Here is a 14,155-nt window from a genome sequence, read left to right as displayed (position 1 = left end):
CCCAGCCACAGGCGTTTTCCCTAGTTCTTTGTTGCGTGCGTGACGCTGGCCCGTGCGGGCTTCATAGGACAGACGAAAAAAAAACCGCTGCCCGAAGGCAGCGGTTTTTGCCGTTCATGCAAAGCTGGCATACGCCAGCCGGGCATTAGAACGTGTGGCTGATGCCGACTTGCAGACCTTGCTGCGAACCGTTGTCCTTCAGGCCACCGGAACCCAGGGTGTACAGGTTGGCGCCGTCCTTGTTCTTCAGGTAGGCGTAGGTGCCGTACACGGAAGTGCGCTTGGACAGGCTGTACACGTAGCCGATGCCGAACTGGTCAGCCTTGGCCTTGTTGCCGTTGAAGTTGTTTTCGTAACGGTCGTAGGCAGCACGCACCAGGCCGGGGCCCACGGGAGCGGTCACAGCCAGCATGTAGCCCTTGCGCTTGTTGTCGTTGCCGGAAGCGGCGTAGTTGTCGGAGGTGGACTGACGATAGCCACCCAGCAGCTTGGCCACGCCGAGGTCGAACGAACCGCCCAGGCTCCAGGCGTCGATGTCGCCGTTCACGGAGGAGTTCACGCCCTTGCTCAGACGCTCCAGACCCAGACCCAGGCTCAGGGGGCCGTTGTCATAGGTCAGGCCAGCGCCCAGGTAACGGCTGTCGCCGTTCTTGCCAGCCACTTCGCCGAAGCCGTAGTTCACGGCAGCCTTGAAACCAGCGATGTTGGGGGACACGTAGGTGATGGCGTTGCTCACGCGCTGGTTCGTCGTCACAGCAGCGGGGTTGCCCGTTGCGTCGACCACACCACCGTCAGCCCACAGGCGGGACTGTGCCAGACCCACGCTGCCGAACACGTCGTAACGAGCGGTGGCGTTGTAGGCTGCGGTCAGTTCGCGACCCAGACGCACTTCACCGAAACCACCTTCCAGGCCCACGGTCGCGTTACGCTTGAACACGAAGCCTTCGCCAGCCTTGGCACCTGCATAGCCGGAAGCGCCGTCGCCGCTGTCCAGGTTCACGCCGCCTTCCAGGCGGAAGTTGGCCTTCAGGCCGCCACCCAGATCTTCCACGCCGCGGAAACCGATACGGCTGGTCAGGTTATTGCCGGAGGTCAGGCCAGACCAGTTGTCCTTGCCGTTGATGAAGGTCACGCCGGCGTCAGCCACGCCGTACAGGGTCACGGAGGACTGGGCCATTGCGGCGCCAGAAGCGGCCAGCACTGCCAGGGCAATCAGGGATTTTTTCATTGCGAGTTACTCCAAGGTTAAACAGAGGGCCCCGGATCGAGAGGACTATGGGGTGCAGCTCACGCACAGCCCCGCCGGTTCCCCGGGCCAACCTCCTGGTGGGGAAGTTCCTCCTATTGCAACAGACGCCGCCGGGTTTCGCAAAGGAATTCCCGCACAATCGGGCGAAAAGCGGGTTTTCGTTGCTGTACCGCAACATGCCCAGAGGCGCGGCAAAACTGGCTTATTGTTGCTCCGCGCAGGCAGCGATGTGCTGTTTTTTGCGCCAGTACGCCGCACTTTGTGCGTTTTGACCAACATTGTGCTTTTATGGACCGCTTCCTGATCGCTGCCGACAGCGCCTTGAGAACCCTGTTCGCAACGCCGCAGGCCTCGCAGCCGTCGCCCGCCGCCGCCCTGCCCCCTGTCCAGCTCGCTGCACCACAGGCGCGCCTGTCAGGCGCGCTGATGCGCGTCAACCATGTCGGCGAAGTGTGTGCCCAGGCCCTGTACATGGCCCAGGCCTGCGTGACGCGCGATGAAGCTCTTCGCCAGGACCTGCTGGTGGCGGCCAAGGAGGAGACGGACCATCTCGCCTGGACCCGCGAGCGCCTCGACATCCTGCACAGCCGCCCCAGCCTGCTGAACCCGCTCTGGTTCACCGGCGCCTTCTGCATCGGCCTGGCGGCAGCCGGCGTGAGCGACCGCGCCAGCCTGGGTTTCGTCGTGGAGACGGAAAAGCAGGTGTCTGCACATCTGCAAAGCCATCTGCACCGCCTGCCCGAGGAGGATGCGCCCTCGCGCGCCATCGTCGCGCGCATGCAGGAGGACGAGGAGCGCCACGCCACTCAGGCGCTGGCCGCCGGGGCAGCGCCGCTGCCCGCACCGGCGCAGTGGCTGATGCGGGCTGCCGCCAAGTTCATGACGACGACGGCGCACTACATATAGGGGGGCTCAGCCCTCGACGATCTCGAACCCCGTGGTGATCTGCGCCGTCTTGCCCAGCATGATGCTGGCCGAGCAGTACTTGTCGTGGCTCATGGCGATGGCGCGCTCCACGGCCTCGGCCGGCAGGCCCCGGCCTGTCACCGTGAAGTGCATGTGGATCTGGGTGAATACCTTGGGATCGGTCTCGGCACGCTCGGAGGTGAGCCGCACGCTGCAGCCGCGCACGTCGTGCCGGCCGCGCTTGAGGATCAGCACCACGTCGTAGGCGGTGCAGCCGCCCGTGCCCGCGAGCACGGTTTCCATGGGGCGCGGCGCCAGGTTCTGGCCGCCGTTCTCGGGGCGCACGGCATCCGGCGCGCCATCCATGGCCAGCACGTGGCCGCTGCCGGTTTCGGCGATGAAGCCCATGCCGGAGCGCGTACCGGCGGCGCCGGTCCAGGTGACGGTGCATTCCATGTTGTTTTTTCTCCAAAGAATAGAACGAATGTGCGATTTTGCTGCAACGCAACAACCAACGCGCTACAATGCGGCCATGCGTTGCTCGATGCTTCGCACCGATTGTCTCCTCCATCTCCTCAAAAGGATGGATTAAGCCCCAGGCCTCCGGCCCGGGGCTTTTTTTTCGCCCGAACAGCCCCCCGGTGGGTCGGTTCTATGATGTGCGCCCCATGACCCAGCCCCTCACCCCCTTCGACTACCTGAAGAAGATCCTCACGGCCCGCGTCTACGACGTGGCGGTGGAGTCCGAGCTGCAGCCCGCCAAGGCACTCTCGCGCCGCCTGCACAACAAGGTGCTGCTCAAGCGCGAGGACCAGCAGCCGGTGTTCAGCTTCAAGCTGCGCGGCGCCTACAACAAGATGGCGCAGCTCTCGCCCGAGCAGCTCGCGCGCGGGGTGATCTGCGCCTCGGCCGGCAACCACGCGCAGGGCGTGGCGATGAGCGCCAGCAAGCTGGGCACGCGCGCCGTGATCGTGATGCCCACGACCACGCCGCAGCTCAAGATCGACGCGGTGAAGACCCTCGGCGGCGAGGTGGTGCTGGCCGGCGAGAGCTATTCCGACGCCTACGAGCACGCCGCCCGCCTTCAGCAGGACGAGGGCCTGACCTTCGTGCACCCCTTCGACGACCCGGACGTGATCGCCGGCCAGGGCACCATCGCCATGGAGATGCTGCGCCAGCTCCAGGCGCTGGGCAGCAACCGGCTCGACGCGGTGTTCGTCGCCATCGGCGGCGGCGGACTGATTTCCGGCGTGGCGAACTACATCAAGGCCGTGCGGCCGGAGATCAAGGTCATCGGCGTGCAGATGAACGACTCCGACGCCATGGCCCAGTCGGTGCGCGCGCAGGGGCGTGTGCAACTGCCCGACGTGGGCCTGTTCTCCGACGGCACGGCCGTCAAGCTGGTGGGCGAGGAGACCTTCCGGGTCACCAGCGGCCTGGTGGACGATTTCGTGATCGTCGACACCGACGCCGTCTGCGCCGCGATCAAAGACATCTTCGTGGACACCCGCAGCATCGTCGAGCCCGCGGGCGCGCTGGCCGTGGCGGCCATCAAGCAGTACGTCGCCCAGCACAAGACCAAGGGCGAGACCTACGCCGCCATCCTCTGCGGCGCCAACATGAACTTCGACCGCCTGCGCTTCGTGGCCGAGCGCGCCGAGGTGGGCGAGGAGCGCGAGGCGCTGTTCGCCGTCACCATCCCCGAGGAGCGCGGCTCGTTCCGGCGCTTCTGCGAGGTGGTGGGCGCCCTGCCCGGCGGCCCGCGCAGCGTGACCGAGTTCAACTACCGCATCAGCGACGCGCGACGCGCCCACGTCTTCGTGGGCCTGTCCACCCATGGGCGGGGCGAGTCGGAAAAGATCGCCAGGAACTTCCAGAGGAACGGCTTCGAGTCGCTGGACCTCACGCACGACGAACTCGCCAAGGAACACCTGCGCCACCTCGTGGGCGGCCACTCGGCCCTGGCGCAGGACGAGCGCCTGATGCGCTTCACCTTTCCCGAGCGGCCCGGCGCGCTGTTCAAGTTCCTGAGCCTGATGCAGCCCACCTGGAACATCTCGCTGTTCCACTACCGCAACCAGGGCGCGGACTACGGCCGCATCCTCGTGGGCATGCAGGTGCCGCCGGACGACACGGCCGCGTTCGACGCCTTCCTGCAGGCGCTGGACTACCCCTACGTCGAGGAAACGCAGAACCCCGCGTACCGCCTGTTCCTGCAGGCGGGCGGCGGCTGATTTCAAGCCGAACCGGCCTCCAGCGCCCGCCCATCAAGCGCAATCAGCTATTACTTAAGTAGCAACCAGTGCAAGCCCTGCGCCACTACCTGCTGGCCGTGCAGTTCTTCACGCGCATCCCCGTCACCGGGCGGCTGGCCGCGTGGGTGGGCTACAGCCCCGCCATGCTGCGCGCGGCCAGCGCGCATTTTCCCGGCGTGGGCTGGCTCGCGGCGGCGCTGGCGGCACTGGTGTACGGCGCGCTGCTGCTGGCGCTGGGGCCGGGCCCGTTCGCCCCGGCCGTGGCGGCCGTGCTCTCCACCGCCGCCACCGTGCTCATGACCGGCGGCTTCCATGAAGACGGCCTCGCCGACGTGGCCGACGGCCTGGGCGGCGCCTACCAGCGCGAGCGCGCGCTGGAGATCATGAAGGACTCGCGCATCGGCGCCTTCGGCGCGATGGCGCTGGTGCTGGCGCTGCTGGCCAAGGTGGCGCTGCTCGCGCACCTGGGCAGCCACGGGCTGGCCGCCGCGCTGGGCGCGATCGTGGGCGCGCACGTGCTCTCGCGCCTGTGGCCGCTGTGCATCGTGCGCACGCTGCCCCACGTGGGCGACACCGCCACGTCCAAGAGCAAGCCGCTGGCCGACCAGATCTCCGCCCGCGCGCTGGCCGTGGCAGCCTTGTGGTGTCTTGTGCCTCTGGCGCTTGCCCAGCAAGCGCTAGGCGCTCCTGCACTGATAGCATCCATGGCCTGCAGCGCGCTGGGCGCAGCCTGGATGGGCTGGCGCTTCGCGCGGCGGCTGCAGGGCTTCACGGGCGACTGCCTGGGAGCGGCGCAGCAGGTCGCAGAGATCGGTTTCTACCTGGGCGCGGCCCTCGCCCTGGCACGATGAGCACGCTGTGGCTGGTGCGCCATGCGCGCCCCCTCGTGGGGGCCGGCATCTGCTACGGCCAACTGGATATGCCCGCCGACACCCAGGCCACGCGCGATGCCGCCGCCGCGCTGGCCCGCGCCCTGCCCAACGGTGTGTGGGTGCAGCATTCTCCGCTACAAAGATGTGAGCTGCTCGCACTTTCCCTGCAAGCGCTGCGGCCCGATTTGGCACTGAACCCGGAGCCGCGCATCGCCGAGATGGACTTTGGCACCTGGGAGGGACGCGCCTGGAGCGCCATCGCCCGCACCGACATCGACGCCTGGACCGCCCGGTTCTGCGAGCACGCCCCGGGCGGCGGCGAGCCGCTGGCCGCCATGCTGGCGCGCGTGGACGCCGCACTGCGGGACGCCGCCGCGCTGGAGCGCGACGTGGTCTGGATCACGCACGCCGGCGTGGCGCGCTGCGTGCGGTGGCTCCAGGCGCATGGCACGCAGCGCATGCCCCAGTCCCACGAATGGCCGAAGGAGGCGCCCGCCTTCGGCGCCTGGGCCACCGTACTGCTCGCCTGAAGCTACTGAAGCTATTTCTTGCGCGCCACTTCCAGCGCCAGCGTGGCCGCGCCGTCCATGGAGGCGCCCAGCCGCGCCTCGCGCCTGCCCAGCGACTGCAGCACCAGGCCCGGCTCCACCGTGGCGCCCACGCGGTAGGGCTTGGCAGGCTTGCCGTCCACGGCGATCAAGGCCGCGCCGCCGCCGCTGGCCGTGCCGGACAGCACGCCCAGCAGCACGAAACGGCTGGCTGCCGCGGGCGCCGCGCTGGCCGCCGCCACCACGGGGTTCGCGCCCAGCAGCCGCGCCAGGGCCTGCGGATCGGCCGCCACGGGCGCGGACGCCGGCGGGGCGAAGGCCGGGCCGGCGGCGGGCGCCGACAGCCGCAGCCCCCAATAGACCGCGCTGGCACCGGCCAGCGCCCAGAGCGCCAGCGTCGCCAGGCGCAGACCCCATGGGCTGTGTATGTTCGTCACCATCGCGCGATTATCATTGACCGGCTATGTCCATCCAGAGCCGCTTCACCCCCCTCATGCGCCGCGCCGCCGCCGGCTTCACCTTGATCGAGCTGATGGTGGTGCTGGTCATCATCGGCGTGCTGGCCGCGCTCATCGTGCCCAACGTGCTTGACCGCGCCGACGACGCGCGCAGCACTGCCGCACGCACGGACGTCACCAACATCATGCAGGCGCTCAAGCTCTACCGGCTGGACAACCAGCGCTACCCCACGGCCGAGCAGGGCCTGCAGGCGCTCATCGCCAAGCCCTCTTCCGGCCCCGTGCCCGGCAACTGGCGCCCCTACCTGGAAAAGCTGCCGGGCGACCCCTGGGGCCGCCCCTACCAGTACCTGAGCCCCGGTATCAAGGGCGAGGTGGACGTGATGTCCTTCGGCGCGGACGGCCAGTCGGGGGGCGAGGGCAAGGATGCCGACATCGGCAGCTGGCAGTAGGGCCGGCGGCTTCACGCTGCTGGAGCTGCTGGTCGTCATCGCCATCATGGCCCTCGCCACCGCCGGCGTGGGCTTGGCCCTGCGCGACAGCGGTGCCACCCAGCTGCAGCGCGAGGGCGAACGCCTGGCCGCGCTGCTGGAGTCGGCCCGCGCCCAGTCGCGCGCCTCCGGCGCTGCCGTGCGCTGGCGCGCCGATGCGCAGGGCTTCCGCTTCGAAGGGCTGCCCTCCCTGGCCCTGCCCAGCCGCTGGCTCGACAGCGCCACGGGTGTGCGCGGCCCGGGCGTGCTGTGGCTGGGGCCCGAGCCGCTGATCGGCCCGCAGCAAGTCGTGATCGTGAGCCCGTCCTACCCGCAGCGCGCCGTGCGCGTGGCCACCGACGGGCTCCACCCCTTCGCGGCGGAGGCGCTGCAGTGAGGGCCCGGGGATTCACGCTGGTCGAAGTGCTGGTGGCGCTGGCCATCGTCGCCATCGCGCTCATGGCGGGGCTGCAGGCCACGTCGGCGCTCACGCGCAACGCCGTGCGCCAGACCGACGTGGTACTGGCCCACCTGTGCGCCGAGAACGAGCTGGCCAAGGTGCGCCTGTCCAGCCAGATGCCCTCCATCGGCGATGCCCGCCTGGGCTGCGAGCAGGCCGGGCAGGCCTACCAGGTGGCGGTGACCGTCTCGCCCACGCCCAACCCGCAGTTCCGCCGCGTGGACGCGCAGGTGTTCGACGCGCAGCAGCTCCCGGTGCTGAAACTCTCCACCATCGTGGGCCGCTACTGACATGCGCAGCAGCCCCCGCCCACGCGGCTTCACGCTCGTCGAATTGCTCGTGGCCATCTCCGTCATGGCGCTGCTGGCCCTGGTGAGCTGGCGCGGCCTGGACGGCATGGTGCGCTCGCAGGAGCGCACGCGCGCGCATGCCGACGAAGTGCTGGCGCTGCAGACCGTGCTGGCGCAGTGGGCCGCCGACCTGGACGCGCTGCAGGCCATCGATCACACGGAGCCGCTCGCCTGGGACGGGCAGGCGCTGCGCCTCACGCGCCGCGGCACACGCGCTCCGCAGGAGGGCGCCGTCGTCGTCGCCTGGGCCTTGCGCTCGGGCCAATGGCTGCGCTGGCAGTCGCTGCCCGTGCGCACCCGCGCCGAATGGCAGGAGGCCTGGCAGCGCGCTGCCCAGTGGGCGCGCACCCCGGGCGAAGCCGAGCGCCGCCTGGAAACCGTGCTGATGCCTCTGCAGAACTGGCAGCTTTTCTACTACCGCGGCGGCGCCTGGGCCAACGCCCTGTCCAGCGCGGCCAGCGCCGGCACGCCGCGCACGGCGGGCGGACTCACCGAGGCGGCCGCGAGCATTCCCGAAGGCGTGCGCGTGCAGCTCACGCTGCCGCCGGGCGGCGCGGTGGCGGGCGTGGTCACACGCGACTGGATCAGCCCGCTGCAGGGCGGAGGCAAGTCATGACGACGCCGCCATCGCCCACGGCCCATGCAACTGGCGCGCCCCATGCGAGGGCCGCCGTGCAAGGGCCGCCCCGCGGCACTGGCGGCGTCCCCCTGGGGGGAAGCGGCGCAGCCGCTCAGGGGGGTGCTGCTCTACTCGCGGCCATGCTGACGGTGACGCTGGTGGCCGCCTTCGCCGCGTCCGCCATGTGGCGGCAGTGGCGCGCCATCGAGGTGGAGACGGCCGAGCGCGCGCGCGTGCAGTCGGCCTGGATCCTCGTGGGCGCGCTGGACTGGGCGCGCCTGATCCTGCGCGAGGACTCGCTCGCGCGCGGCGGCGACGGCACCGACAACCTCACCGAGCCCTGGTCCGTGCCGCTGGAGGAAGCGCGCCTGTCCACCTTCCTGGCCGCCGAACGCGGCGTGGCCCAGGTGCAGGACGCGAGCACCGACACGACCAACGCCTTCCTGGCCGGCAGCATCGCCGACATGCAGGCCCGGCTGAACCTGCGCAACCTGGTGGACACCGGCGCGGCCGGCGGCGGCCAGGTCAACGCCGTGGCGCGGCGCCAGTTCGCGCGCCTGTTCGACTATCTGGGCCTGCCCCAGCAGCAGCTCGCCGCCCTGGCCGTGCAGCTGCAGCGCGCGCTGGCCGAGGGCGGCGACGCGCGCACCGCGCCGCTGCTGCCGCAGAGCGTGGAGCAGCTCGGCTGGCTGGGCCTGCCGCAGGACACCGTGGCCGCCCTGGCCCCCCACGTCACGCTGCTGCCCGTGGCCACCAAGGTCAACCTGAACACCGCCAGCGCCATCGTGCTGTGGGCCAGCGCCGACGGGCTGGACATGGCCGACGCGCAGCGCCTCGTGCAGGCGCGCGACGCGCAGCACTTCCGCAGCGAATCGGACGCAGCGCGCCTCATCGGCGAGGGCAGCGGCGGCGACGGCGCGCGCATCGGCACCGCTACGCACACCGTGGCGTCCAGCTATTTCGAGGTGCGCGGGCGCCTGCGGCTGGACACGGCCGTGGTGGAGGAGCGCTCGCTCGTCCTCAAGCAGCGCGGGGAGGTGCGCACGCTGTGGCGCGAGCGCGGCAACCTGCTGCAGGCCGCCACGGCGCCGGCGCGCTGAGGCGTCACCCCGGCCCCCTACAATGCCCCGCGAAATCCATCCATGAGCACCCTCGTCCTCACCCTGCCCCTGGGCTCGCCGGAGCCCGCCGCCGAGTACGGCTACACGCTCACGGCCGACGGCCACACCGCCACCCGCCATGCCAGCGCCCCCGCGGCCCTGCTGCCCGACCCGGGCCGGGCCGGCGAGACCGTGGCCGTGGTGCCTGCGCACGCGCTGTCGTGGCAGCGCGTGACGCTGCCCCAGGGCGCGCTATCCCAGGCGCCGCGCCTGCGCGCCATCCTCGAAGGGCTGCTGGAAGAGCGCCTGCTCGACGATCCCGCGCTGCTGCACTTCGCGTTGCAGCCCGGCGCCAGCAACGGCACGCCAGCCTGGGTCGCCGTGTGCGACCGCGCCTGGCTGCGCGGCGCACTGCAGGCGCTAGAGGCGGCCGGCCGCCCCGTGGACCGCGTGGTGCCCGAAGCCGCCCCCGGCCCCACGGCCAGCGGCCAGGTGGAATGCACCGTGCTCGGCACGCCCGAGGACGCGCTGGCCGTGCTCTGCGGCCACGGTCCGCACCAGGCCGTGGCCGTGCTGCCGCTCGCCTCGGCCCCCGCGCTGCTGCCGCCCGCTGGCGGCGATGCCGATCCTGCGCCCGTGCGCGCCGAACCCGCCGTGGCCGCACTGGCCGAGCGCGTGCTGGGCCGCCCCGTGCAGATCCAGACGGCCAGCCAGCGCATGCTCGATGCGGCGCGCGGCGACTGGGACCTGGCCCAGTTCGACCTGGCCAGCAGCGGCCGCACCCGCGCGCTGCGCAAGCTGGGCAGCGCCGCCAACGCCTTCCTGCGCGCGCCGCAGTGGCGCGCCGCGCGCTGGGCCCTGGGCCTGGCCGTGGCGGTGCAGGTGGTGGGCCTCAACGCCTGGGCCTGGCAGGAGCGCCAGGCGCTCGCGGCCAAGCAGGCCGGCGTGCGCGGCGCGCTCACCCAGACCTTTGCGCACGTGAAGGTGGTGGTGGACGCGCCGGTGCAGATGGAGCGCGAGCTGGCCCAACTGCGCCAGGCCGCCGGCAGCATGGCGCCACGCGACCTGGAGCCGCTGATGGCCGCCGCGGCCGGCGCCCTGCCCGCATCGCGCATGCCCGCGCAGATCGAATACGCCAGCGGCGAGCTGCGCCTGCGCGGCATGGCGCTGGCGCCCGAAGAACTCACGGCACTGAACCAGGCCTTGGCCGCCCAAGGCTTCTCGGCCCGCATGCAGGACGAAGCGCTGCTGGTGCGCGCGGAGGGACAGCCATGACATCTCCGCTGACCACGCGGCTGCGCACGCACTGGGCCACGCTCGCACCGCGCGAGCAGGCGCTGGTACTGGCCGCCGCCGCCGTCGTCGGCCTGGCCGTGCTGTGGTGGCTGCTGCTGGCGCCCGCGCTGCACACGCTGCGCGAGGCCCCCGCCCGCCATGCCGCGCTGGACGCGCAACTGCAGCGCATGCACGCGCTGCAGGCCGAGGCGCTGCAGCTCAAGGACGCGCCCCGCGCCCAGGGCGGCGAGGCGCTGCGCACGCTGCGCGGCACGCTCACCCAGCAGCTCGGCGCAGCAGCGCAGCTGTCCGTGGCCGGCGACCGCGCCACCGTCACGCTCAAGGGCGTGCCCGCCGAGGCGCTGGCGCACTGGCTGGCTCAGGCGCGCGCCGGCGCGCGCGCCGTGCCGCTGGAGGCGCGCCTGGTGCGCACCGCCGGCGCGCCGGACACGCCCGCGCGCTGGGACGGCACGCTGGTGCTGGCCCTGCCCGCCGAATAGCCACGACCCATCATGTTCCGCCGCTCCGCCCCCTCCTCCGCCCCGCCGCGCGCCCCGTGGCCCTGGGCCGTGGCCGGGCTGGGCCTGGGCGCGCTGGCCACGCTGCTGCTGTGCGCGCCCGCGCACTGGCTGGCCGCGGGCGTCGCGCGCGCCAGCGGCGGGCAGGTGCTGCTGCAGCAGGCGCGCGGCACGGTGTGGAACGGCTCCGCCCAGCTGGTGCTGACCGGCGGCGCCGACAGCCGCGACCACACGGCGCTGCCCGGGCGGCTGCACTGGCGGCTGCGCCCGGCCTGGACCGGCGCGCAGGCGCAGCTGTCGGCCGACTGCTGCACCCCCGCGCCGCTGCACCTGCGCGCCACGCCCGGCTGGGGCCGGCTGCACCTGGCCGTGGCCGACGGCGACAGCCGCTGGCCGGCGGCGGTGCTCAGCGGCCTGGGCACGCCCTGGAACACGGTGCAGCCCCAGGGCCGCCTGCAGCTGGGCACGCAGGGCCTGGCGCTGGAGTGGTCGGCCGGCCGCATGCGCCTGCAGGGGCAGGTGCGGCTGGATGCGCTGGACATGTCCTCGCGCCTGTCCACGCTGCGCCCCATGGGCAGCTACCGGCTGCAGCTCGCGGGCGGCGAAGCGCCCACGCTGCAGCTCTCGACGCTGGACGGCGCGCTGCTACTGTCGGGCAGCGGCCAATGGGTGGGGCAGCGCCTGCGCTTCACCGGCGAGGCCAGCGCCGCGCCGGGGCGCGAGGCCGCGCTCGCCAATCTTCTGAATATCATCGGGCGGCGCAGCGGCGCGCGCTCCGTCATCACCGTGGGCTGACCCCTATGCATCTTCCACCCCGCCCCCATTCCCTGCGGTTCGCTCTCAATCTCATAGCTGCTTGCGCTTGCCTGGTAAGCACTAGCGGCACAATTCATGCGCAAACCGGCAGTGTGCAGCCGGGCGAGCCGGTGACGCTCAACTTCGCTGGCGCCGACATCGAGGCCGTGGCACGCACCATGGCCACCATCACCGGCAAGAACGTGGTGGTGGACCCGCGCGTGAAGGGCCAGCTCTCGCTGGTGACGGAAAAGGCCGTGCCGCCCCAGGCGGCGTTCCAGCAGTTCCTGGCAGCGCTGCGGCTGCAGGGCTTCACGGTGGTGGAGTCGGCGGGCCTGTACAAGGTGGTGCCCGAGGCCGACGCCAAGCTGCAGACCGGCAGCGTGAGCGTGTCGCAGGGCGGCGTGGGCGGCACGCCCTCGGGCGGGCAGATCGTCACGCAGATCTTCAAGCTGAACTTCGAGAACGCGGCCAACCTCGTGCCTGTGCTGCGCCCGCTCATCAGCCCGAACAACACCATCAACGTGAACCCCGGCAACAACTCGCTGGTGATCACCGACTACGCCGACAACCTGCAGCGCCTGGCGCGCATCGTGGCGGCGATGGACGTCTCCAACGCGAGCGACGTGGAGGTGATCCCGCTGCAGCACGCCGTCGCCGCCGACCTGGCGCCGCTGCTCTCCCGCCTGGTCGAAGGCGCCGGCACCGCCGCCACCGCTGGCGTGCCGCCGGCCGGCGCGCAGGGCCAGGCGGACACCGCGTTCAAGACCACCCTGCTGGCCGAGCCGCGCAGCAACGCGCTGATCGTGCGCGCGGCCAACCCGGCGCGCGTGGCGCTGGTGCGCTCGCTGGTGGCCAAGCTGGACCAGCCGGCCCTGCCGGGCAGCAGCGCGGCCAGCGGCAACATCCACGTGGTCTACCTGAAGAACGCCGACGCGGTGAAGCTCGCCACCACGCTGCGCGCCGCGCTGGCGGCCGCCTCGGGCGGCGCCTCCGCCGCCGGCGGTGCCACGGGCGTGGGCGGCGGGCTCGGCACCGGTCTGTCCGGCGGACTCACGCAGACCGGCGGCGGCTCCACGCTGGGGCAAAGCGGCGGCCTGGGCGCGGGCAGCACCAGCGGCGGCCTGGGCACGGGCACCGGCAGCGGCGGCCTGAACGGCGGCAACGCCAACCAGCCCTCCACGGGCGGCATGATCCAGGCGGACCCGACCACCAACTCGCTCATCATCACCGCGCCCGAACCGCAGTACCGCCAGATCCGCGCGGTGATCGACAAGCTCGACGGCCGCCGCGCGCAGGTGCTCATCGAGAGCCTGATCGTGGAGGTGAGCGCCAACAAGGTGGCCGAGTTCGGCATCCAGTGGCAGACCGCCTTCGGCAACTACGGCAGCGGCGCCGTGGGCGTGATCGGCACCAACTCCAGCGTCACCGGCGGCAACATCATCGACCTGGCGGTGGCCGCCGCCACGGGCAACGCCGCGGGGATTTCCAGCCAGACGCTCGGCAACGGCATGAACGTGGCCATCGCCCCGCGCATCAACGGCAAGTACTACCTGGGCGCGCTGGCCAACTTCCTGGAGAACACGGGCGACGCCAACGTGCTGTCCACCCCCAACCTGCTGACGCTGGACAACGAGGAAGCGCAGATCATCATCGGCAACAACGTGCCCTTCCCCACGGGCTCCTACGCCAACACCGGCGGCAACAACGGCGCGGTGAACCCCTTCACCACCGTGGAGCGCAAGGACGTGGGCCTGATGCTGCGCGTGCGCCCCACGATCAACGAGAACGGCACCGTCAAGCTCACGCTGTACCAGGAAGTCTCCAAGGTCAACGAGGGCACGCTCAAGGACACCAACGGCCCCACCACCAGCAAGCGCTCCATCGAGTCCACGGTGATGGTGGACGACGGCAACGTCATCGTGCTCGGCGGCCTGCTGGAAGACAGCTACGCCCTGGGCCAGGACAAGGTGCCCGTGATGGGCGACCTGCCGGTGGTGGGCGCGCTGTTCCGCAACGAGAACCGCTCGCGCAAGAAGACCAACCTGATGGTCTTCCTGCGCCCCATGGTGATCCGCGACGCCGCCACCAGCGAGGCGCTGGTGATGGACCGCTACGAGGCCATCCGCGCGCTGCAGCAAGGCACCCAACCGGCGCCCAGCGCCGTCATGCGCGCGGTGTCCGACGCGCCCGTGCTGCCGCCGCTGCGCCCGGGCGCCGGGCCCGCGCCGCTGGCCCCCGTGGTGCCCGCGCCCCCGCCCGCCCCGCCCCGCCCCGCCG

16 protein-coding genes are annotated in these 14,155 nt (G+C 71.5%); 13 read left to right on the top strand and 3 right to left on the bottom strand.

Going from position 1 to position 14,155, the window contains the following annotated elements; translation table 11 throughout:
* Positions 1-145 precede the first annotated feature (145 nt).
* Positions 146-1,228 carry a porin gene (locus AVS7_RS02110; protein ID WP_024000805.1) on the bottom strand — a complete coding sequence of 361 codons (1,083 nt, stop codon included), beginning with the start codon at positions 1,226-1,228 and terminating at the stop codon, positions 146-148.
* A 309-nt stretch (positions 1,229-1,537) separates the two neighbouring features.
* On the opposite strand from AVS7_RS02110, the gene coq7 reads away from it, so the two are divergent.
* The gene (gene coq7 / locus AVS7_RS02105; protein ID WP_020226858.1) at positions 1,538-2,155 is read left to right on the top strand and encodes a 2-polyprenyl-3-methyl-6-methoxy-1,4-benzoquinone monooxygenase; all 618 of its coding nucleotides are present in this window, start codon (positions 1,538-1,540) and stop codon (positions 2,153-2,155) included.
* 6 nt (positions 2,156-2,161) lie between these two features.
* Here coq7 and AVS7_RS02100 read toward each other — a convergent pair whose 3' ends face one another.
* A complete protein-coding gene (locus tag AVS7_RS02100; protein ID WP_020226857.1) occupies positions 2,162-2,611 on the bottom strand; it encodes an OsmC family protein in 450 nt (149 codons plus the stop codon).
* Positions 2,612-2,823: 212 nt separating this feature from the next.
* Between AVS7_RS02100 and ilvA the strand changes: the two genes are divergently transcribed.
* The 3 genes from ilvA (at position 2,824) to AVS7_RS02085 (ending at position 5,812) form a co-directional block, all read left to right on the top strand.
* Positions 2,824-4,389 carry a threonine ammonia-lyase, biosynthetic gene (gene ilvA / locus AVS7_RS02095; protein ID WP_020226856.1) on the top strand — a complete coding sequence of 522 codons (1,566 nt, stop codon included), beginning with the start codon at positions 2,824-2,826 and terminating at the stop codon, positions 4,387-4,389.
* Between the two features lie 68 nt (positions 4,390-4,457).
* Positions 4,458-5,261: an adenosylcobinamide-GDP ribazoletransferase gene (locus AVS7_RS02090; RefSeq protein WP_020226855.1), complete on the top strand. Its 804-nt coding sequence runs from the start codon at positions 4,458-4,460 to the stop codon at positions 5,259-5,261.
* Positions 5,258-5,812 carry a histidine phosphatase family protein gene (locus AVS7_RS02085; protein ID WP_020226854.1) on the top strand — a complete coding sequence of 185 codons (555 nt, stop codon included), beginning with the start codon at positions 5,258-5,260 and terminating at the stop codon, positions 5,810-5,812. Before AVS7_RS02090 ends, AVS7_RS02085 begins: the two co-directional genes overlap by 4 nt.
* A gap of 11 nt (positions 5,813-5,823) precedes the next feature.
* Here the strand turns inward: AVS7_RS02085 and AVS7_RS02080 are convergent, their stop codons facing one another.
* Positions 5,824-6,270: a type II secretion system protein N gene (locus AVS7_RS02080; RefSeq protein ID WP_020226853.1), complete on the bottom strand. Its 447-nt coding sequence runs from the start codon at positions 6,268-6,270 to the stop codon at positions 5,824-5,826.
* A 23-nt stretch (positions 6,271-6,293) separates the two neighbouring features.
* Here AVS7_RS02080 and gspG point away from each other — a divergent pair, with 23 nt between their 5' ends.
* The 9 genes from gspG to gspD form a co-directional block, all read left to right on the top strand.
* Entirely contained in the window at positions 6,294-6,740 is a 447-nt protein-coding gene (gspG, locus tag AVS7_RS02075) for a type II secretion system major pseudopilin GspG (RefSeq protein ID WP_020226852.1), read from the top strand.
* The gene (locus AVS7_RS02070; protein ID WP_020226851.1) at positions 6,715-7,155 is read left to right on the top strand and encodes a prepilin-type N-terminal cleavage/methylation domain-containing protein; all 441 of its coding nucleotides are present in this window, start codon (positions 6,715-6,717) and stop codon (positions 7,153-7,155) included. Before gspG ends, AVS7_RS02070 begins: the two co-directional genes overlap by 26 nt.
* Entirely contained in the window at positions 7,152-7,508 is a 357-nt protein-coding gene (gene gspI, locus AVS7_RS02065; RefSeq protein ID WP_024000804.1) for a type II secretion system minor pseudopilin GspI, read from the top strand. The genes AVS7_RS02070 and gspI overlap by 4 nt, the downstream gene beginning before the upstream one ends.
* Before the next feature lies 1 nt (position 7,509).
* The gene (locus tag AVS7_RS02060; protein WP_020226849.1) at positions 7,510-8,184 is read left to right on the top strand and encodes a type II secretion system protein J; all 675 of its coding nucleotides are present in this window, start codon (positions 7,510-7,512) and stop codon (positions 8,182-8,184) included.
* 143 nt (positions 8,185-8,327) lie between these two features.
* On the top strand, positions 8,328-9,287 hold the full coding sequence (gspK, locus tag AVS7_RS02055) for a type II secretion system minor pseudopilin GspK (protein WP_020226848.1): 960 nt from the start codon (positions 8,328-8,330) through the stop codon (positions 9,285-9,287).
* 42 nt (positions 9,288-9,329) lie between these two features.
* Positions 9,330-10,562, top strand: a complete 1,233-nt coding sequence (gene gspL, locus AVS7_RS02050; protein ID WP_020226847.1) for a type II secretion system protein GspL — start codon at positions 9,330-9,332, stop codon at positions 10,560-10,562.
* On the top strand, positions 10,559-11,062 hold the full coding sequence (gene gspM, locus AVS7_RS02045; protein WP_020226846.1) for a type II secretion system protein GspM: 504 nt from the start codon (positions 10,559-10,561) through the stop codon (positions 11,060-11,062). Before gspL ends, gspM begins: the two co-directional genes overlap by 4 nt.
* Positions 11,063-11,074: 12 nt before the next feature.
* Entirely contained in the window at positions 11,075-11,875 is an 801-nt protein-coding gene (locus AVS7_RS02040) for a type II secretion system protein N (protein ID WP_020226845.1), read from the top strand.
* A gap of 5 nt (positions 11,876-11,880) precedes the next feature.
* Positions 11,881-14,155: type II secretion system secretin GspD (gspD, locus tag AVS7_RS02035; RefSeq protein WP_034689765.1), on the top strand; the 2,275-nt coding region annotated here is incomplete at its 3' end.

The sequence above is a fragment of the Acidovorax sp. MR-S7 genome (assembly GCF_000400995.2).
Classification (GTDB): Bacteria; Pseudomonadota; Gammaproteobacteria; order Burkholderiales; family Burkholderiaceae_C; genus MR-S7.
This window is presented reverse-complemented; position numbering and strand designations above follow the sequence as displayed.

Bases quoted from the DNA above. Each gene is read 5' to 3' on its own strand.
- gspL (WP_020226847.1), top strand. From the start codon at position 9,330: ATGAGCACCCTCGTCCTCACCCTGCCCCTGGGCTCGCCGGAGCCCGCC.
- gspG (WP_020226852.1), top strand. From the start codon at position 6,294: ATGTCCATCCAGAGCCGCTTCACCCCCCTCATGCGCCGCGCCGCCGCC.
- AVS7_RS02060 (WP_020226849.1), top strand. From the start codon at position 7,510: ATGCGCAGCAGCCCCCGCCCACGCGGCTTCACGCTCGTCGAATTGCTC.
- gspK (WP_020226848.1), top strand. From the start codon at position 8,328: ATGCTGACGGTGACGCTGGTGGCCGCCTTCGCCGCGTCCGCCATGTGG.
- coq7 (WP_020226858.1), top strand. From the start codon at position 1,538: ATGGACCGCTTCCTGATCGCTGCCGACAGCGCCTTGAGAACCCTGTTC.
- ilvA (WP_020226856.1), top strand. From the start codon at position 2,824: ATGACCCAGCCCCTCACCCCCTTCGACTACCTGAAGAAGATCCTCACG.
- AVS7_RS02080 (WP_020226853.1), bottom strand. From the start codon at position 6,270: ATGGTGACGAACATACACAGCCCATGGGGTCTGCGCCTGGCGACGCTG.
- AVS7_RS02040 (WP_020226845.1), top strand. From the start codon at position 11,075: ATGTTCCGCCGCTCCGCCCCCTCCTCCGCCCCGCCGCGCGCCCCGTGG.
- AVS7_RS02070 (WP_020226851.1), top strand. From the start codon at position 6,715: ATGCCGACATCGGCAGCTGGCAGTAGGGCCGGCGGCTTCACGCTGCTG.
- AVS7_RS02085 (WP_020226854.1), top strand. From the start codon at position 5,258: ATGAGCACGCTGTGGCTGGTGCGCCATGCGCGCCCCCTCGTGGGGGCC.
- AVS7_RS02100 (WP_020226857.1), bottom strand. From the start codon at position 2,611: ATGGAATGCACCGTCACCTGGACCGGCGCCGCCGGTACGCGCTCCGGC.
- AVS7_RS02110 (WP_024000805.1), bottom strand. From the start codon at position 1,228: ATGAAAAAATCCCTGATTGCCCTGGCAGTGCTGGCCGCTTCTGGCGCC.
- gspM (WP_020226846.1), top strand. From the start codon at position 10,559: ATGACATCTCCGCTGACCACGCGGCTGCGCACGCACTGGGCCACGCTC.